Here is a 17,942-nt window from a genome sequence, read left to right as displayed (position 1 = left end):
CCGTTTACACCAGCCCAGGAGTTAGAAAGGCTGTGCATCACGCTTCCTGTGCCCGCAGCCGTCGGCCACGGGACTCGAAAAATTTAGGTTCCGGACACGGAATTTGCGGTGGCTGCTCGCGCCATAGGGGTAGAAAGCGTAGACGCTGCCCCAGACATGAGACGGCCTCGCCACTGCCCCGTGACCAGTGCCGGTCGGTCCCCCGCAGAACACAGCAGCGAGTGGGTTGAACCTCATCTCCCCTGTTTCGGATTAAAGTCCGGATCAGGCTCTCCCAGCACCACTTCGGGCGCGACAACGGGCCTCCAGATGGTGTGAATCGCATGCAGCGGGAGATCAAACAGTCCTGGCTGATGCCCCTGGGGAAACACCTGCGTGAACTCTTCGGGTCTGAACGCCTTGCGCAGGCGCGAAGCATAGCCGGTCAGCAGCTGTCCCGTGTAGTGCCGGATGTCGTAGTCACAGTCCAGCGGGTTCTCCAGGACCCGGAGTCCTTGTGCTGACCGGTGATACACGCGGATCCGGTCCCCGACCTGCCAGCTATAGCCTGAAGCAAGAAGAGCCTCGTACACGCTGTCTTTCCGTGCCTCTCGGCTCAGGCGGTACGCCTCCATGCTTTTGGTCATGCGCACGCGACGGGCCACATCCTCATTCCGGAACTGCCGGGTCTCCAAGGCGGTCATGGTGTCCTGGAAAGTGCGGTGGACTCCGGCAACGTCTCCTTTCAGCAGGTATGTCAGGGCACGCTGAAGAAAGCCCCGCCCGTATTCCTCACTTCGACTCGACTCGAAGGCTGCCCCGCTCACGTCCAGAGTACCGTCGTACCGGAGCAGGGCATAATTCTTGACTTCATGACTGAGCATGGCCTGCGCCCTGCCGTCAAATTCCAGGGTGACGCCGGCAGGAAGCAGGCCACTCACCTCACTGATCAGCGCGCGCGCTTCGTGTTCGGACCATGCCGAAGGCGTAGCAAAGTACACCCCGTCGGTGTCTGCTTCAATCAGGGTCACCCCGCGCTGTTTCAGGCCACGAAGAACCGTGGCCAGGACTTCTCTTCCCCTCTTTGTCACGCGGTCGGCCGCCGCCCGGTCAGCAAACAGGGAGAGCCGCCCAGCACCCAGGTATCCGTACCCGGCATTCACAATCAGCTTCATGGCGCTCTGCATGGCGTCGTGCTCACCACTTTCCCCGCGCCGCGCCGCCGCCTTGTGCTCGAGCCTGAGGGCAGTCAGCCGGTCCATCAGGTGCAGAAAGACTCCCAGGTGGTCCCTGGCCGGTCCGATGCGCTCCGAGCGGATCAGGCTGGGATACATGCTGGCCACGTCCGCCTTGACGACATGGTTGATGACGCCTTCGACGAACAGGTGAACCGCTCCGCCCCGGTGCGGTTCTTCAACCGCGCTTTCCCTGGCCGGTAGCGCCGCCCGCGCTCTCAGGTAAGCCCGGATCAGCATGGGTTCGAGCACGCCAGTGGCAGGTCCGGCAGTCGGCAGGCGGTGAAAGGGTCGCGGCGCCATGCGCGCCAGAGCAAACGAGGACGCCAGAACCTTCCTGGAAAGAGCGTCGACCTCCTCGACATCCTGATGTGCATAGCGCCTCACCGTGTTCGGATCATCCCGGTAAGTGTCGACAATGGCTGAGCCTTCCAAATAGACCCGTCCTTCAGGAGCAAGCCCGAAGTGCTGCGCGGCAGCTTTGAGACCCGCCGATGGCAGGCCGAGCCGTCGGACCGCATCAAGCGTGTCCATAATCTCGCGGCCTGAGCACAGCCACTGCTGCCGCGAACCGTCCGAAACCTGCCAGATTTCCGGTGTTCCTCCTGTGCGGCCGAAGTTCAGGGGAATGCCATGCACCTGCGCGCGGTAATGCAGAAACGGCAGGTCAAAGCGGTGGATGTTGTGGTTTTCAATCACGTCCGGGTCACGCTCCCGAATGAGCTGCACCAGGGAGCGGATCATGTCGGCTTCCTGCGCCGGGCGGCGCGCTTCGAGCAAAGTGCGCAGCCCCCGGGTGTCGCGCACGGCGATCATGAAGATGCGCCCGGTGTCCGGGGTCAGGCTGGTGGTCTCCAGGTCAAACTGCAGGCGATGCAGGTCGTCGTACTGCAGGCCTTTGAAGTACGTCCGGCCTGACGCCATGAGGTACTGCTCGGTGACGCCTGGAGCGATATACCCCAGATCCTGAATCCTGCTGGCGGGCGCCCTGCGGAGGCGCGAGCCGTACAGGATGGCCTGATGCAGCGTCCGGCCGTCGCGCGCAGTCAGCAGGTAACGGTAACTGCCGGGTGGGCCCTGGAGTGTCTCGACGCTCAGTGGCGCCGCTGCGTCGTCAACGGAAAGCTGTTCGCCGAGATGCTGCAGATCGTCAAGGTTGCGCGCGTAGACCCATGGCCTGAACGAGTCACGTTCCAGAATCACGCCATCCGGGGTGCGGCGCCACACCAGCGCCTGACCATTCATGGTCGCGTGAACAGACACAATACCCGGTGTCGGGTCGTGTCCAGAGAGTGTCGCGTCCGGGAGCTCAGGCATAAAGGGGAGGTCAGCAGGCCGCAGACTCAATTTCCGGCGTAGTGGAACGGCACCGCTTGCTCCAGCCGCGTACAGAGCAGCAAAGAAATCAAGACACACCTGACCCGGGATCAACCGCCTGCAACTCCACTGTTAAGCCTGCAACATCCGCCGCTTGAGGAGCGACCTCAATCGTTGCGAGTTCCCCGTCGATCAGTGGGCCCATGCTCGCGAGGTGCGCCAGAGTAAGGGCTGGGCTGCCCGGGCGGTTCTCCCAGATCAGAACATGCAAATCTTCGAAGAAACCGCTGTTCTCTAGAGCCTGACCAGCAGACTCCAGGCGGTACGGGAGGTAAACATTTCTGCCTTCTCCTGGCTTCTGATCCAGGAGACGTCGGGCCTGGGCAAAGGCATTTCTCACCAGCGTCTCTGGAGGGCCGGTCATGACGACCTCTGCGTTATACGTGAAGTGACCAGCATTGCTCCTCACCCGCACTTGAACACTTCCACTCCGCTCCTGAGCGCTCAGCTCATCGCGCGGATCCGCCGGGTACTTCACGCTGACCCCGCCGAGTTCAGCTTTCAAAGACGTCACAGGGCTCGCTTTTCGCTCCGCACGCTCTGACAGAATCCTCAACACCTCTGTCAGGGGCTGCAGAGGAAAGGTCGGCGGTTGAGTCCCTGTCAGCCCTATTCGGATCAGCGCTGGGCCAGCTTGAGCACGGGCCGGTAAGCCAGCTGTCCGCAGCCTCTCCCAATCTTCCGGGTGAATCTCTTCCCGCTGACTCAACGTCAGGCTCTCCAAGCCGCCGGTGGCTAGCAACACCAGTTCGGGATGAAAGCTATTGAGGACGTGCTTGTTGTAACTCAACCAGTCGGGATACAGCGCCAGGCCGTACACCTCACCCAGGCCGCCGAGCACCATCGCGTACAGCTGGCTGGACGTACCGTCTGGGTTGGTCCAGCTCGCCCGCAACGGCTTGTCTGGAGCAAAGTTCCGCCACGGTTTTGCCTTCATGAAGCGCGCGAAGGTTTCTATCAGGTTCCTGACGTCCACATCAGGCACGCCGTGCAGGAAAGCACGCGGACGCTGACCTTCGACCAGGGCCCGCATCCCGGATCCGACTTCATCTCTTAAGTGGGCGAGCAATTCCTCAAGCTCGGGACTGTCCCGCCGCTCGACCCTGATCCCCAGTGCTGCCAGCGTGGTGTGCAGCGAGAATGCCAGCTCTGCGTCCAGAGTAAAAATCTGGCCGGGACGTTGCGGCTTAATATCATCTGCTTCAGGTGCCAGCATCGTCTCGAGCACTGCCTCCTGTACCGCCTGCGTCGTGATGTCGGTCATCACCTCGCTGGTCAAGATCTGCCCACTCGCAGCATCGACCACCAGAACCACTGCCGCTCTACCCTCTTCTGGAGGCAGGATGGCAGGCATCTCCTGAATGGCCACCAGCCAGACTGTTTCAGTCTGCAATGGCAGCGTCTCGACGTAGGCCAGCAAGGCCTCATCAAGGCCATCCTGTTCCAGAAGGCTCCTGTTCCCGGCGGGCGTGGTGTCCTGACTCGTGGTGTGGGCTGGCAGCTCCGCTTCTGAGGGTGAGTGCTCGGCGGTCAGCTTCGATGGATGGGGCGGCCAGCTCTCGTCACTCCCACCTTCATAGCCGCACACTCCCATGCGCGGTGAGTTGACGACCGGTAATTGCTCATCACGGGTCTTCTTGCCATGCGAGCCGCAGTACAACAGCGGGCCACCTGTGGCGTCGTCAGACTCCCAGGTGTGGACCCATTTGGCCGGTTTCGAACAGAGAGAACATACGCTGATTGGAGGCAGGTTCCGCGCAAGCAACTTGATCCTGTCGGTCGCCTCGCCGCTTACTGACTCGTAAGCTTGAACCTGCACAGTCAGGTTGGTACTGCTGCCGAAATCGTAGGTGTAACCGAACTTATCGCCAGGGTGCAGGTCAAGTTCGGCCAGCGAAGGCTGCCTGGTCCGCCTGGATGCTCTGAACGAGCCAAAGTCGCCGTTGTCGTGCGGACCGATGGTGAAGCTGCTCAGGTGACCGCAGCATTCCAGCCAGATGTCGCGCAGAAAACGGTCCAGGTCATCCAGAGTGGCCTTGGGCGTCAGTTCGACATCCAGCCAGTACGCTGGAAGGTCAGCTCCGCTGATGCGGCACCGGAACACGTCGTGGGTTGTCCCGCCTGGTGCCTGCCTGGAGGCACACCCGGCTTGATGTTTGGTCATGCTGGCTTTAGTGCCGACGTAACCACAGGCGCGGCACATTCCCCGGGACGGCTGACGGGAACTGGTCATCCTTGGAGTGTAACGCCGCTGTGCTTTTGCGCCGCTTTTTAGCCCACGACGCTAATGGATCAGAGCCGGTCCCCCCGCTCTTCTGAGCGTCTCATCCTAAAAGGCACCGGTTGTCCTGCACGACAGCCGCAGCTTTCCCTGACGTGGCGGACGATCCCTGCCGGAGTCATCAGCCAGATGGTTTGCAACATTCTTTGCCTAACATTCCCGCCTGGGTAGCGCGCCGATGATGTGAACGTGACCTGCGCTCAGCGCGCGGCCTGCTCTGGCTCGACGGAAACCGGCGTTCCCATGAACAGGTTGTTCAGGGATTCACTCAGGGTGGGGTGGGAGAACACGCCGTCGCGTACAGCACTTGCGCTGACCCCCCCCATCATGGCCATCTGAAGCACGCTGAGCACTTCTCCGCCATCCACACCCAGGACAGTGGCGCCCAGGATCAGGTCAGTCTCCTCGTCCACGATGGCTTTCATCAGGCCACGGATTTCGCCGGTCTCGATGGCCCGTGCCACACGCGACATAGGCAGGGTATAGACCTGCGCCCGGAGGCCCTTCTCACGCGCCTGGGTCTCATTCAGCCCTACCCGGGCCAGCTGCGGGTCGGTAAACACCGTGTAGGGTACCAGGCGGTCGTGGACTGATCTGTGCCGCCCGTGCAGCAGAGCGTCACGCACGATGCGGAAATCGTCATAGGAGATATGCGTGAACGCTGGCCCACCTTTCACGTCGCCCAGCGCATAAATGCCGTCGACGTTGGTCCGCAGGTGTTCATCAACGACAATGTTTCCGTGATCGTCGGTCTCCACGCCAGCAGCCGCGAGGTTCAGGTCATCTGTATTTGCCGTGCGGCCTGCGGCTACCAGCAGATGCGACCCTGCCAGGATCTGCTTGCCCTGGGGGCCTGCCAGGGTCAGTTCGATGCCCGCTGGAGTCCGGCGGACCCCCGCTGCTTTCTGGCCGAAATGAAATTCGACTCCGTCTTCACAAAGGGCATCTGTGAGTGCCGCGACCACGTCCAGGTCCTCTTTGATGGCCAGACGCTCTGCCTGCTCCACGATGGTGACCCGGCTTCCAAGACGTGCGTACACCTGACCGAACTCCAGACCGATATAGCCGCCGCCGAGGATCACGAGGTGTTCAGGCTGCACGCCAAGGTTGAGCAGCCCGGTCGAGTCCAGCGCCCCGCAGTCCCGCAGCCCGGGAATGTCGGGCCAGCGCGGCCGGGTGCCGGTATTAATGAACACCAGAGGCGCGTGAATCTCCTGCGGAGTCCCGGCCCTGTTGGTCACGACCACGCTGTGTGAACTGGCAAAACGCGCGTGGCCCATGATGACCTCGACTCCAGCCTCCTGCAGTCCGCTGACACTTCCAGACCGGAAGCTTTCAACCACCGCGTTCTTGCGGGCCTGGACACGTCCAAAATCCACGCTCACGGCCCCGGTATTCACGCCGTATTGTTCTGCCTGACGTGCCAGATGGGCCACGCGTGCGCTGGCAATAATCGTCTTGGTCGGGGTGCAGCCCTCGTTGACACAGGTGCCGCCCACGTGAAGCCTCTCAATCAGGGAGACACATCGGCCGCTTCTGGCCAGAGCACCGGCAAGCGGACCGCCGGCCTGTCCTGCGCCGATCACGATGACGTCCCGGTGGACCTGCTCAGGGCCAGCTGTGTTCTGGGTCATACCCTGACCTTAACGGCTGGCAGGCGGCTTCTGTGTCGGCCCAGGGCACTGCTGTGACCGGCCGTGATGCTCCCAGAGCTTCCCCCTTCGGCGGTGTGGAACGCCCGACGGAAATATCACCACGCGGCATTACGCCGTAAGGCGCATGGCTGGGCGGCACGCCTCCAGTACAGTCGGAAGATGCACCTGCAGTCACTTGGGTACCGGACTGACCTGATCTTCGCCCGATTCCAGGGCATTGTCGAGGACCTCGGTGACGTTGTGCGTGTCACGAACCCTGACAATCCCACACATTACTTCGGCAACTTTCTGATTTTCGATTCGCCTTCGAAGCCTGGAGACCTCCCTGAGTGGGAGGCGCGCTTCGCGGAACTAATCGGCACGCCCCCCACCGTCCGGCATACGCTGTTCGGCTGGGACGTGCCGCCACGTGGAGAAGCACACGTGCAGCCGTTTCTTGACGCTGGATACGTGCTGGAAGAAAACGTCATCATGTCTGCGGCTGCCCTTCATGCTCCGGCCCGGCCGAACCGCGAAGCTGAGCTGCGCGTGATCGAGAACACCGACGAGGCCTGGGCAGCCGTGGTTGATCAGCAGGTCGCTGGCCGTGAGGCTCATCTCAACGAGTCGGAAGCGTCTTACCGGACGTTTAAGGAAGGGCAGTTCCGCCGCTACCGGGCCATGGCGAAAGCCGGCCTGGGATTCTGGTACGGCGCCTTCGTCGATGATGTCCTTGCTGCCGATCTCGGCGTGTTCACGGACGGAACCCTCGCGCGGTTCCAGTCGGTAGGCACCCATCCCGATTACCGCCGCCAGGGCCTGTGCGGCACCCTGACGCACTTTGCTGGTACGCATGCACAGCAGGCTCTCGGAGCGGGTGAGCTGGTTATTGTGGCAGATGATCACTATTTCGCGAAGGATATTTACGCCAGTGTCGGTTTATGCCCCAGGGAGCGTCAGCAACTGCTTCTGCGGCACCCGCGGGAGGCCTGAGCCCTGGATAACGGGCACGGGCCCCTGCTCCTGGATCAGGGCGGTTCAGGAGGTCATCGCCCTGAGAGCCACACCCGCATGACATTGCTGGTGACCAGACAGACCTTGCGGCCACCCAGGAGTGGACACAAACGGCCAGCGAAAACTCCGATCATTCTGCCCAGGAGCACTCCGGTTAAAGGCTGGCCAGGAATTCTGGCTTGAGACACCGGGCACTTCCTGAAACACACGGTGTTGTGCCCTGTCCCTGGAGTCGAGGCATAAATGGGGTTGTCGATCAACGCTCCCTGGCAGCGGTCAGCCCGGGGACTCCGCGCGGATCAGTTCAGGCTTATTCAGGCCATTACGCGTGACGAGGCCCCGAAAGCGTCAGGCACTCCGGCACTGCCCAGATGGGCAGTGCCGGAGTGCCGCGGTCAACCTCTCTCTTTGACTGCTGACTGCGGGCGCAATGTCCAGGCAAAGCACACCGGAGTGCCCTAGCCATGCCCGGGAGACCTCGCGCACCTTACTCGTCGGCCAGAAACGTAAAGTCGGGCAGACTGTCCATGCCCTCAATCACGCCACGCAGGACCTCCAGCGCCCCGACCGCGTCACGCAGGTCCGCGAGCTCCATCGGCGAGTGTGAGTACCGGCGGGGGATGGTCAGCGAGCCGGCAGCGACGCCCTGATGGGCCCAGGCCATCGCCGCGGAGTCATTCGAGCCGCCATTGAATGTGCACAGCTGCAGGGGCACATTTTTCTCCCGAGACATCGCCAGGAGGTAATCCTTGACAAGGGGATGTAACAGGTTGGACCGGCCCCCGGGCCCGGCCATCACCTGCATGGCCGGGCCTGCACCGAGCCGGATATTCAGGTCGCGGTACTCGTGCATATCGGGTGTGTCCCCGGTCGGCATGGTATCCAGCGCAAGCGCGAGGTCAGGGCGGTAACGCTCGGCTGCAATCCTCGCACCCTTGAGCCCGACTTCCTCCTGGGCAGTGAAGGCCAGCACCAGCGTTCCGCAGGGCGGCGCGGTTCCCAGGGCAAGTTCAAGCAGCACTGCGCAGCCCAGCCGGTTGTCGACGGCTTTCCCGGCGACGAGATGGCCTTGCCCGCCAATCTCCAGCAGGGGGCTGACAAACGCGACCGGATCTCCGATGCGGATCCCCAGCGCTTCGACTTCAGCGGCGCTGGCGCAGCCCAGATCGATATACAGTTCACCCGCTTTGCGCCCCTGGGTGCGCTCCTGTTCGGTCTGATAGTGCCCGGCTTTCATGCCGATCACGCCGTTGACTCCACGTACGCGCACGGCCCGGGCAGGCAGGAGGTTGTCGATGACACCTCCGATCTTTTCGAAGCGGACAAAGCCACTCGGCTCGATGCTCTTGACCATCAGGCCAATCTCGTCGGTGTGTGCTGCGATCAGTACGGTCGGCCCTGGCTGCGCACCACGCCTGATAGCGAACCCGTTCCCGGCAACGTCCACAGTGAATTCATCCACCTGCCCGGCGAGAATGTCGCGCAGGGCACGCAGCATGGGCCGTTCATCGCCAGAAATGGCGTCTACATCGCACAGTTCCCGTAGGCGGCGGCGGAGTTGTTCGAGCATGCCCGCCATCATGACCACAACGCGGCAGGTGGTCAAGTGCAGCCGCCTCATCGCGAAGCGGCAGAGTGAAACTCATGGTGAAGGTCGGCTGGCAGACCTTGGGAAGGGTGCTCAGCCGCTCTCAGCGTTAGAAATCTCCGCCCAGAGCAAACAAAAGTGCCCCGAGGAAGCTATCAGGCCTGCGTGTGGCGTTGGGCGAAACAACACGGTTGCCTGACCTGGCCCTGGCTGTAGTACGCTCGCCAATGGAACAAGAAGCCAGTGAGCCGACCCGCCGAAAACACGGCGCAAAGCTCCTCCACGGCGTGTCCTGCTCATGGTCAGCGGCGAAGTGGGACGCGGGCGACCGGAGCGTCCGTGCGAACGGTCGCCAATTGATGAAACAGGCGGATTTCCATAGGGTCAGCCGCCAGGAGTGCCTTCTGGTACCGCCGGTCAAATGTGCTCACGCGTTCGAAAATCTCATCGACCGTACCGCACTGCGCAGCCAGGACACTCGCGGCTTTTTCCCCAAGGCCGCGTACACCGGGGATATTGTCGCTGCTGTCTCCACAAAGGGATTTAAACAGCGGGATGCGCTCCGGCGACACCCCAAAGCGTGCCTGTACGTCAGCGACCGTAATGACCGTCCGAGAGCGCGGCTCGTAGACCTGCACGGTCTCGGTGACCGCAGAGAACAGGTCCCGGTCACTGGTAACAATCACGGCCCGTCCGGGTGCACGCCTGGCAAGAGTGCCCATCACATCATCCGCTTCATGGTTAGGAGCCAGCGCTGGAATCGCTCCGGCTGCGCCCATCAGTTCAGCGGCCTGTGTCAGCAGGTGCGTGAGATCCGCTGGCTTGGGTGTCCGGTGCCCTTTGTAGCTTTCGTACAGGCTCTGTCTGAAATTCCGGGTGTCATCGAGCGCAGCGATGACATGTTCAGCCTGAAAGCGGTGCTGCAATGACCACACCACTTCGCACAGGACCTGCGGCACGGCGTGCGCCTGGCCTCCTGCCCTGCCGTAATACGCCCGGCAGATTGCGTTGCTGCTGTCGATCAACAGGGCAGTCAAGAAACGCCTGAAGGTCGCACGGCCACAGGTATCACCCGGATGAAATGAGCCGGCCCGCCTGAAGCGTCTGTGCTCTGTGTATACGGGTTGTCTGTGGGGCCATCCACGTCGGCGCCTCGCAGGGTGAATTCAACACGTTTGATGCGGCGGATCACCGCGTCATCATGCAGGTTCGGCGTGCTGGACCGCAAGACACGGGGTGATCAACGCCCTATTACCCTGTCTGGTCAGCGGGTGCACTGGGGAGCGCGGGCAAACACGCGTGTCAGTACGGCCTGAGCGCTGGCGAAGAAATCTTCATCCTGATGGACGACGTCAGTGACGGTGAGGCTGCATCTGGAAACTGCGTCATTGCGTTTGACATCAGTCAGGGACACCTCGCGTTCGGCCAGAATCAAGTGTGCCGTTATGCGTGTGTTCTGCTGACTGAGGGACTCGGCTTGGACCAGAATGTTCAGGTAACTGCTGCAGACAGCAGCTGGGCTCACTTTGGCCTGCTGAAGCAGTTGCCGGATATGGCCTTCCAGCGCACGCAGGTTCAGCGGCCGGCCACTTTCATTGATGGTGGTGCCGTGCAGGCAGCTTCCTTGCGGCCAACCGGAAGTTGTAGGCTGTGCCGCCGAGACTCCCAGGCCAAGCAGGGCGGTGGCAGTCAACAGCACTTTCATGTCTCCAGCTTACCCGTCGCGCACAACAAAGCGCACCTGTTTGATTTTCATTTGGTGGGGGGCTTGTAGACAAATGGGGACTTCATGAAGGCAGAGCGAAGCTCTGAGAGGCGCCATCAAACGAGCTGACGACTAAATGGCGTCTACAACATCATTGAGCAGACTGATCATAAAGGATCGATTATGTTTATGAATTCTTTAAGCCCTTAAATGTGGGAATTCTGAGGCAAGTCGTAGTGTAAGGACTTTGTTATTTGTTTGGGCTTAATCTGCAGGCGGTGATGAACCCAGGTGTGGGTTCCTCCCTGAAACCGAAAAAGGCAAATCCGCCGCGAGACGGAGACGCAAAGCTACCGGGACCCACGAGGTCGGCCGAGTTACCGAAGACAAGGGAGTTCTCATGCGCAATGCATTTCGTAATCTGACCGCTGTAACCGTTCTGGGCCTGCTGCTCGCTTCGTGCTCGAGCGCCCCAGAGGCCCCCGTGGTTGAAAGTCCTGTTCAGACCCCTGTGGCTCGCATCCCGAGCGTTCCGGTAGCTCAAGCTCCAACCCCAGCTGACTCTGTGCAGATTGCTGGCAGCTGGCGAGACGACTTCAACACTCTCGACACCACCCGCTGGGCCCTGTCGAACAGCGGCTGGAAACCCTTCTGGGCCAAAGACGGCCTGAACGGCACCTGGAACCCCGCGAACGTCACCGTCAGCGGCGGCTACCTTGTCATGAAGCTCGATGTCACCCCTGGTCTGGTCGCCAGCGCTGCCGAACTCGCCACCCACGCCAAATACGGCTATGGACGGTATGAAGCCCGACTGCGTGCCGCCAGCAGCAGCGCCAACCCTGCCGTGCGTGGCCATGGTGTGAGCGGCAACATCACCGCCTTTTTCAACTTCGTCAATGATTCGCAGACCGAAATCGACCACGAAATCGAAGGGCAAAACCGCACCACCGACTGGATCGGCACCTGGCAGACCACCAACCGTCATGACTACGGCACCGGCGGTACCGGCACCGACCTGTCGCAGGACTTCCACACGTACCGCTGGGACTGGGCGCCCACCAAGGTGGACTTCTATATCGACGGCGTGCTCAAACGCACGATCACCAGCGTGGTGCCGGCGACCGAAGCGCACCTGATGTTCAACCTGTGGCCGACAAACTCCACACTGTGGGGGGGCAAAAGCACAGCAGGCACCCAGTACATGCTCGTCGATTACGTCAGCTTCACCCCAAGCCACTAAGCGCCTGACACCAGCGGCTCAAATCGGGCCCTAAGGCTGAGCTTGCTGCCGACCCATGACGCAGAAAGACAGGAAGAAGCAGTCAGCGGATTGAGAAGTGTAGCGCACGACTGTGATCAGCCTGCAGATGGTACGGGCAAAAAACAGCCACAAGTAGACCGCCGGCTGACTTCCTGGAGCGACAGCCGTTGAACGCGTGTGGGATAAATCAGGTGAATGGGGCATGGCCCCGTTTTGACTCCAGACTTCAACAGCAGAAAATAATCCCCTCTCGACTTGGTCGTGGAGGTGAACGGACGGCATCTGCTATGCAGCAGCGCTTTTACTGACCTATACGATGATTTACAGCGATGACAGCCTAGAAACGCTCCTCATAGAAATACCTCGGGCCTGACGACCAGTCAAAAATGGGCGTAGACCTGCCCTCCTGGATGAGGGCAGGTCTTCAACAGTTTCCATCACCGCAAGAGCCAACGTGGTTCGCGTGTGATGCGCCCCCCGCGGCCGCGCCGGTCTGCACCGCCACCTCAGCAGGAGCGGTGAACTGATTCACTGATTCACGGTATACGTCCCATGCTGACGGAGTTTGTACAGGAACGTCAGAACCATCAGGCTTAAGACTAAGGCCACTCCCTTGGTGAGCACACCGGTCAGGCCGAGCAGGACAATGAGCAGTACCGCACTAAGAACGGTAATCTTGCGGCGGTGGTTGCGAATCCAGGTGGGCATGCAAATTCCTGAAGAGGTGAGGTAGCGGATAGCAGGTACGCTACAACTTGATACGGCAGGCAGCAGCGGAAAGTCTCCCTCTTGACCTGGCTCGTCCTCCTACGGACTCCTATTTTCTTTGCCTCAAGGGTTTCGACTGGAGAATCAGGGGCGCTATCACTTACGCTCAGATCAGTAAATCGGCCATAGTCGTGACCTGGAAAAGTGGTTAGGCGGGCTGTGGCCATATCTGACCGTCAGACAGACGCACCGGTGAGTCGATCAGCGAGAGCTGCCGTATCAAAGGAGCCACAACGCAACCTCCGGTTTCTTCTCCCTACGAGAATGTCCAGGCTTTTACGAAGCCGCCGGATACGGCGTGCATATCTTGGCTCCTTGGGCAGCGTTTACTGGGAAAGAGGAATGCTCCCTGGGCACAGGCGACCCTTTTTCTCTCCAGGAACACCAGGGGCGAGGTTCAACCCGGTTGCCTGCCTTAGCTGATCAAGAGTCACCTCAAAACGGGCATATGCGCTGCCGGTAAGCTCCTTCTGTGGAACGCCCGCACCCACATTGGGCATCACCCACGCCCGGTAGCCACGGGATGTAAGCCACACCTTGTAAAACTGCCTTGGAATGGCCACCCGGCCCTCCTCTTTGAGTGTGCCGCCTTCTCCAATGGTTCCGGTCACCACGCTGAGCTGCCGCTGGTTGAGGGCGCACTGGCGTGTGGCACTTTCCAGCCCAGCCCAGGCATTGCGGTTGAACTGTGCCTGCTGAGGCGCAATGTTGCTCAGCAGAAAGGAGGCGGCCATGGCTTCCTCGGAATGCTTGAAATCGGCGGCGGGGGCAAGGTGCCCGCGGTCATAGCCGCTGCGCCGGTAGTCCTGAACCTGGGCCTGGGCTGCTTCTGGCAGGCGGTCATCCTCGCGGAACTGATCGTCTTCCCGGGTCGCCTCTCCAGTTAACTTCTGAGCGCTCAGGACTTCAAGGACCGCTCTAGGAATTCGCGCCTTGGGGTCGTACAGAATACTGATCTCGTCACAGAGTGCGATATATCGCTGGTCAGCTGGAAGGACCATGCGGTTGTCACACGCGGCCTGCGACGATCCCTGATTTTCCGGTGTCTGAGAAGGTGGAGCAGTCTGGGTGGTGGAGGACTGTGGGTCGGACTGCTCCTGGGGCAGGTCGCAGCCCGAGAGCAGGACAGTGAACAGCACGGCGGTGAAGCAGAGGTGTTTCACATGGCCTCCTGAGATGAGCGTGCCCAGATCATAACGGGCCAAAATGACACGTCGTCAGGAATCACCATGACCACACCTTACGAAAGTCAAGGAATCGACCTGCTCTTTGACAAGATAATTTTCAGTGCAACTGGCTCAGTTGTGACAACAAAACAGCAGGTGGTTGCCTGCGAGAGAATGGCCGGATCCTCAGGAGATTTCTTTCAGTTCTTATCGGGATGGCTGTTTTCTGATGGCCAGGGCCTTCTCACCTTGGTGCGGGCGGGGCCCAAGGCGGTACTCTTGGCTGTATCAGGGTTCTAAAGCGGTCTGTTTTGACCGGCGGTTGTACCTACCTTCCAGAGACGGAGATATCGACTTCCTGATGCCAACTTCCCAAGAAGAATATGGCTGCTCAATAAATCCGGATGGCCCTGCCGAAGCTTCAGTAGGGTTCGCTACCTGACTATGAGCAGGTGTGTTTTAGCGTCTGGGCTGTCCGGCGTGCTTATGGGCTGGTAAGAACCAGGCCCGCCCCTCCTCAACGGTTGAGGAGGGGCGGGCCTGGGAACTATCAGGAAGACAACGTAAGGTGGTAGGTCACCACGACAGGCACCAGAAAGAGTGCTCCCATGATGAACGACAAGGCCAGGTTATGCTCGTGGCGCATTTCGCGCCGGATATAGCCCAGCAGGCTTTCTTTTCTACGGCGGGCCAGCGTACCGAACACCAGGAACACGCCCAGTGCAAACAGCAGCATCGTCACCAGGACGGCCAAGGCAAGCCATGCGAAAGCTTCTGCCCAGGTTCCTCCTCCAGCAGCCACGGGATCGGCAATGGTACGGCTCAGAAGCAGGCTGAAGCCAAGAGATACCCAGAAGAACACGGCACCGATGGCGGCCGTCTGGTGTTCCTCGATTTCCACAATCAATTCCCGCATCCGCACGCCCAAGACGGCGCGGATAAACAGCAGGCTGACCAGGGCGGTCGGCAGCCAGACCGCGAGGTTCCAGGCAAGCTCGGTCAGCAGGGTGGTGAAAAATTCAGGCAGGGTCATAGGCTCCTTTGTTGCCGGGGTGCGGATCCACAGGGCAACCAGACCATATTACCTGCGCCGGCCGCACTGACTGGCCAAAACCTTCAGGGAGACCAGTCAGCGTTCTCGTAGCCCCCGCGAGTCAGCCTCAAGCTGAGACGGACCAGGTAAACAGGCACAGCAGGCAGATCAGACAAGGGGCGCTCTAAGAGGGCTGATGCGGACGCGGCAGTACTCACCCGGCCAGGACCATGGGCTCGACTTTGATGCCCTGCTGCCTGGCCGGACCCGGCTTCCTGTTTGAGCAGGTGCTGCGGTACCCGCATAAATTTTCGTTGCTTGTACTTGGGTAACTCCCCCGTCCACCAGAGCGGTCTGATCTGGCACACAGCCTGCATCTGTCAGTTTCATGTGACGGAAGCGCCGGTACTGTAAATGCTAAGGATATGGTCACGTACACACGCTTAGGAGCGCAGGCTTCATGACCACCGGGACACCTCCGGCTGTTCTGCCGGCACCGCCTGTGCCATCAGGTGAGCTTATATACCGCCTGCTGATTGAGCACAGCACTGACCTTATCGCTCTGTTGGGAGCCGAGGGGCAGGTTCAGTACCTTAGCCCATCCGTACACGCGCATCTGGGCTATAACGATTCGTGTGACTCGGTGGCAAACAAATTTGCCTACCAGCTGGTGCATCGGGAAGACTGGCCAACTTTAATAAAGCGAATCCACGACACACGGCCGGGTGGCCGCGCGGCTCTTGAGCCCTTCCGCGTCAGGCATGCGTACGGTCACTGGTGCTGGATGGAAGGTACAGTGGTCAACCTCCTGGAGCATCCCGATATCCGCGCAAACCTCCTGGCTGTGCGCGACGTCACAGAAACAGTTCGCGTTAAGGCAGAGTTGTTGGCTCGCACCCAGGAGTACACCGACCTGCTTGAAAGCATCACCGACGCGTTTTATGTTCTGGATCGCGACTGGCGTTTTGTCTACGTCAACACCTACGCGCAGCGTCTGCTGGGCAAATCCGCTGAAGAGCTGCTGGGACAGGTGAAATGGGAGGTGTTTCCGGAATCCGTGGACTCGCTGGTCGGTATTCATTACCGCGAAGCCATGCGTTCCGGCGTGCCTCAGAAATTTGAGGTCCACTATGAGCCCCTGGAGTTATGGGCAGAAGCACACCTGTACCCTTCTGCGCGGGGCCTGTCTGTGTCGTTCCAGGACATCAGTGCGCGCAAAGCGACAGAGCGCGCCGAACGGCAACGCAGCAGAATTCTCGAGCTGACCGTGCAGGGCACCCCCCTTGAACAGGTACTTCATGAGGTGGCGCTGTTGGTCGAACAGCAGTGCCCAGGTGTGCTGTGCTCTGTGCTGTTGCGTCAGGAAGACCGGTTATTTACAGCAGCCGCGCCGTCCTTGCCAGATACGTACAGCCGCGCTATTGATGGACTGCTGATCGGCCCAGACCAGGGCTCTTGTGGCACGTCGGCATTTTCTCGTGAGCCTGTTGTGACCCACGACATCGCCGCGAGCCCTGCGTGGGCACAGTTCAGAGAACTGGCTGGGATTCATGGGCTCTGCTCCTGTATGTCACTGCCGGTTTTGGATGAGCACGGGGAAGTTCTGGGCACCTTCGCCCTGTACGAACGCTCAGGAGCAATGAGTGGCGCAGCCCATATGGATCAGTTGGTGCGCGCACGCGACCTGGCAGCCCTGGCAATGCGACATCATCAACTCACGGCGCAATTGCGGCATCAGGCACAGCACGACGCTCTCACAGGCCTGCCCAACCGGTCACTGTTCACCGAACGTCTCGCCGAGATACTGGAGCAATCAGAGCGCAGCCGCGCGTCCACGGCGCTGCTCTTTGTGGATCTCGACGAATTCAAAGGCGTAAATGACACGGTCGGGCATCATGTTGGCGATTATGTGCTTCAGGCCGTAGCAGACCGTCTGCTGGGATGTGCCCGACGCGGTGATGTGGTGGCTCGGGTAGGCGGAGATGAGTTTACGCTGGTGTTACCCTTCGCAGAAGAACCCCATGCGATCACGGTTGCCAGGCGTGTCCTGAATGAACTGACGCGTCCATTTGTAGTGCAGGGGCGTGCATTTCATCTGGGGGCGTCCATTGGAATCAGTGTGTCTCCACAGGCAGGCCGCGACGGGCAGACACTCCTCCGGCATGCTGATCTGGCCATGTATAGGGCCAAACGCGAAAAATCTGGTTTCGCCGTATTTGAAGCGCAGTTAAATCAACAGGCGCAGTTGCGCTTGCAGCTTGCCTCGGATCTTCGTGAGGCACTGCGTGAACCGGGCGCTAACCTGGAACTTCACTACCAGCCGCAGGTTCGCCTGCACGACGGGCAGGTAGTGGGTGCCGAGGCCCTCGTTCGCTGGCGGCATCCGCATCTGGGGATGGTCTCTCCCGCCCAGTTTATTCCAGTCGCTGAAGACACCGGAATGATCGTGCCGCTGGGTACCTGGGTGATGGAAGAAGCGTGCCGTCAGGCCGTTGCGTGGGCCGCTGCTGGACATGGCGCCATGCGGGTGGCCGTGAATGTCTCCGCGTTACAGTTTGCCCGCCCAGATTTTGTGGACACAGTGTCTGCGACGCTCCGTGCGACCGGACTTGAAGCCGGCCGCCTGGAGGTCGAATTGACCGAAAGTGCAGTCATGGAAGACGTGAAAGAATCCGTCGAGCGCATGGAACGCCTGCGTGCGCTAGGCGTCTCTGTCGCTGTGGATGATTTTGGGACAGGATATTCAAGCCTGAGTTACCTGCAACGGTTGCCACTCAACGTCCTTAAGATTGACCGGACATTCATCCAGAATCTCGGCGTGAACGCTACCTCCCGCTCCGTGGTGCAGGCCATTGTAGGACTCGCGCAGCACCTGAATTTGGAGTGCGTGGCTGAAGGAGT

General features: G+C 60.5%; 13 protein-coding genes and 1 riboswitch (1 of these 14 only partly in view). Of the genes, 4 read left to right on the top strand and 9 right to left on the bottom strand.

Annotated features, from left to right (window positions below):
- Nucleotides 1–233: 233 nt before the first annotated feature.
- The 3 genes from DEIDE_RS13570 to DEIDE_RS13560 all read right to left on the bottom strand — a co-directional run bounded on the left by DEIDE_RS13570 (nt 234) and on the right by DEIDE_RS13560 (nt 6,506).
- Complete coding sequence (locus tag DEIDE_RS13570; protein WP_012694539.1) at nt 234–2,531, bottom strand: 3'-5' exonuclease; 2,298 nt, start codon at nt 2,529–2,531, stop codon at nt 234–236.
- Nucleotides 2,532–2,619: 88 nt separating this feature from the next.
- Nucleotides 2,620–4,824: a DUF6930 domain-containing protein gene (locus DEIDE_RS13565; protein WP_162485629.1), complete on the bottom strand. Its 2,205-nt coding sequence runs from the start codon at nt 4,822–4,824 to the stop codon at nt 2,620–2,622.
- 248 nt (nt 4,825–5,072) lie between these two features.
- On the bottom strand, nt 5,073–6,506 hold the full coding sequence (locus tag DEIDE_RS13560; protein ID WP_012694537.1) for a mercuric reductase: 1,434 nt from the start codon (nt 6,504–6,506) through the stop codon (nt 5,073–5,075).
- Between the two features lie 180 nt (nt 6,507–6,686).
- Between DEIDE_RS13560 and DEIDE_RS13555 the strand changes: the two genes are divergently transcribed.
- Nucleotides 6,687–7,499 carry a GNAT family N-acetyltransferase gene (locus DEIDE_RS13555; protein WP_012694536.1) on the top strand — a complete coding sequence of 271 codons (813 nt, stop codon included), beginning with the start codon at nt 6,687–6,689 and terminating at the stop codon, nt 7,497–7,499.
- 508 nt (nt 7,500–8,007) lie between these two features.
- Here the strand turns inward: DEIDE_RS13555 and DEIDE_RS13550 are convergent.
- The 3 genes from DEIDE_RS13550 to DEIDE_RS13540 all read right to left on the bottom strand — a co-directional run bounded on the left by DEIDE_RS13550 (nt 8,008) and on the right by DEIDE_RS13540 (nt 10,813).
- Nucleotides 8,008–9,126, bottom strand: a complete 1,119-nt coding sequence (locus tag DEIDE_RS13550) for a M42 family metallopeptidase (protein WP_012694535.1) — start codon at nt 9,124–9,126, stop codon at nt 8,008–8,010.
- 284 nt (nt 9,127–9,410) lie between these two features.
- Nucleotides 9,411–10,145, bottom strand: coding sequence for a 5'-3' exonuclease (locus tag DEIDE_RS13545; protein ID WP_012694534.1), 735 nt, complete (start codon nt 10,143–10,145; stop codon nt 9,411–9,413).
- A 227-nt stretch (nt 10,146–10,372) separates the two neighbouring features.
- Nucleotides 10,373–10,813 carry a hypothetical protein gene (locus DEIDE_RS13540; protein WP_012694533.1) on the bottom strand — a complete coding sequence of 147 codons (441 nt, stop codon included), beginning with the start codon at nt 10,811–10,813 and terminating at the stop codon, nt 10,373–10,375.
- Between the two features lie 309 nt (nt 10,814–11,122).
- Nucleotides 11,123–11,198, top strand: a riboswitch (cyclic di-GMP riboswitch).
- 180 nt (nt 11,199–11,378) lie between these two features.
- Here DEIDE_RS13540 and DEIDE_RS13535 point away from each other — a divergent pair.
- Nucleotides 11,379–12,053, top strand: coding sequence for a family 16 glycosylhydrolase (locus tag DEIDE_RS13535; RefSeq protein WP_012694532.1), 675 nt, complete (start codon nt 11,379–11,381; stop codon nt 12,051–12,053).
- A gap of 549 nt (nt 12,054–12,602) precedes the next feature.
- Here the strand turns inward: DEIDE_RS13535 and DEIDE_RS19125 are convergent.
- Together DEIDE_RS19125 and DEIDE_RS18115 are read right to left on the bottom strand one after the other, a co-directional pair.
- Complete coding sequence (locus DEIDE_RS19125) at nt 12,603–12,782, bottom strand: hypothetical protein (protein ID WP_041227661.1); 180 nt, start codon at nt 12,780–12,782, stop codon at nt 12,603–12,605.
- 386 nt (nt 12,783–13,168) lie between these two features.
- The gene (locus DEIDE_RS18115; RefSeq protein ID WP_049760536.1) at nt 13,169–14,005 is read right to left on the bottom strand and encodes a DNA/RNA non-specific endonuclease; all 837 of its coding nucleotides are present in this window, start codon (nt 14,003–14,005) and stop codon (nt 13,169–13,171) included.
- Nucleotides 14,006–14,071: 66 nt separating this feature from the next.
- Here DEIDE_RS18115 and DEIDE_RS13520 point away from each other — a divergent pair, with 66 nt between their 5' ends.
- Nucleotides 14,072–14,308, top strand: a complete 237-nt coding sequence (locus DEIDE_RS13520; RefSeq protein WP_041227659.1) for a hypothetical protein — start codon at nt 14,072–14,074, stop codon at nt 14,306–14,308.
- 250 nt (nt 14,309–14,558) lie between these two features.
- Here the strand turns inward: DEIDE_RS13520 and DEIDE_RS13515 are convergent, their stop codons facing one another.
- Nucleotides 14,559–15,041, bottom strand: a complete 483-nt coding sequence (locus tag DEIDE_RS13515; protein ID WP_012694529.1) for a hypothetical protein — start codon at nt 15,039–15,041, stop codon at nt 14,559–14,561.
- Between the two features lie 460 nt (nt 15,042–15,501).
- On the opposite strand from DEIDE_RS13515, the gene DEIDE_RS13510 reads away from it, so the two are divergent.
- On the top strand, nt 15,502–17,942 hold the 5' portion of the coding sequence (locus DEIDE_RS13510) for a sensor domain-containing protein (RefSeq protein WP_012694528.1). 130 nt of this gene lie beyond the right edge of the window; 2,441 of the gene's 2,571 nt are visible here — the first part of the coding sequence; the start codon lies at nt 15,502–15,504; the stop codon falls past the right edge of the window.

This window comes from Deinococcus deserti VCD115, from assembly GCF_000020685.1.
In the GTDB taxonomy this organism is placed as follows: Bacteria; Deinococcota; Deinococci; order Deinococcales; family Deinococcaceae; genus Deinococcus; species Deinococcus deserti.
Note: the sequence above shows the minus strand (reverse complement) of the source record. Positions and strands in the feature narration are given on the sequence as shown.

Excerpts from the sequence above, each read along its gene's own strand:
- DEIDE_RS13570 (WP_012694539.1), bottom strand. The coding sequence starts at position 2,531 with ATGCCTGAGCTCCCGGACGCGACACTCTCTGGACACGACCCGACACCG.
- DEIDE_RS13565 (WP_162485629.1), bottom strand. The coding sequence starts at position 4,824 with ATGACCAGTTCCCGTCAGCCGTCCCGGGGAATGTGCCGCGCCTGTGGT.
- DEIDE_RS13560 (WP_012694537.1), bottom strand. The coding sequence starts at position 6,506 with ATGACCCAGAACACAGCTGGCCCTGAGCAGGTCCACCGGGACGTCATC.
- DEIDE_RS13555 (WP_012694536.1), top strand. The coding sequence starts at position 6,687 with ATGCACCTGCAGTCACTTGGGTACCGGACTGACCTGATCTTCGCCCGA.
- DEIDE_RS13540 (WP_012694533.1), bottom strand. The coding sequence starts at position 10,813 with ATGAAAGTGCTGTTGACTGCCACCGCCCTGCTTGGCCTGGGAGTCTCG.
- DEIDE_RS19125 (WP_041227661.1), bottom strand. The coding sequence starts at position 12,782 with ATGCCCACCTGGATTCGCAACCACCGCCGCAAGATTACCGTTCTTAGT.
- DEIDE_RS13520 (WP_041227659.1), top strand. The coding sequence starts at position 14,072 with ATGACCACACCTTACGAAAGTCAAGGAATCGACCTGCTCTTTGACAAG.
- DEIDE_RS13515 (WP_012694529.1), bottom strand. The coding sequence starts at position 15,041 with ATGACCCTGCCTGAATTTTTCACCACCCTGCTGACCGAGCTTGCCTGG.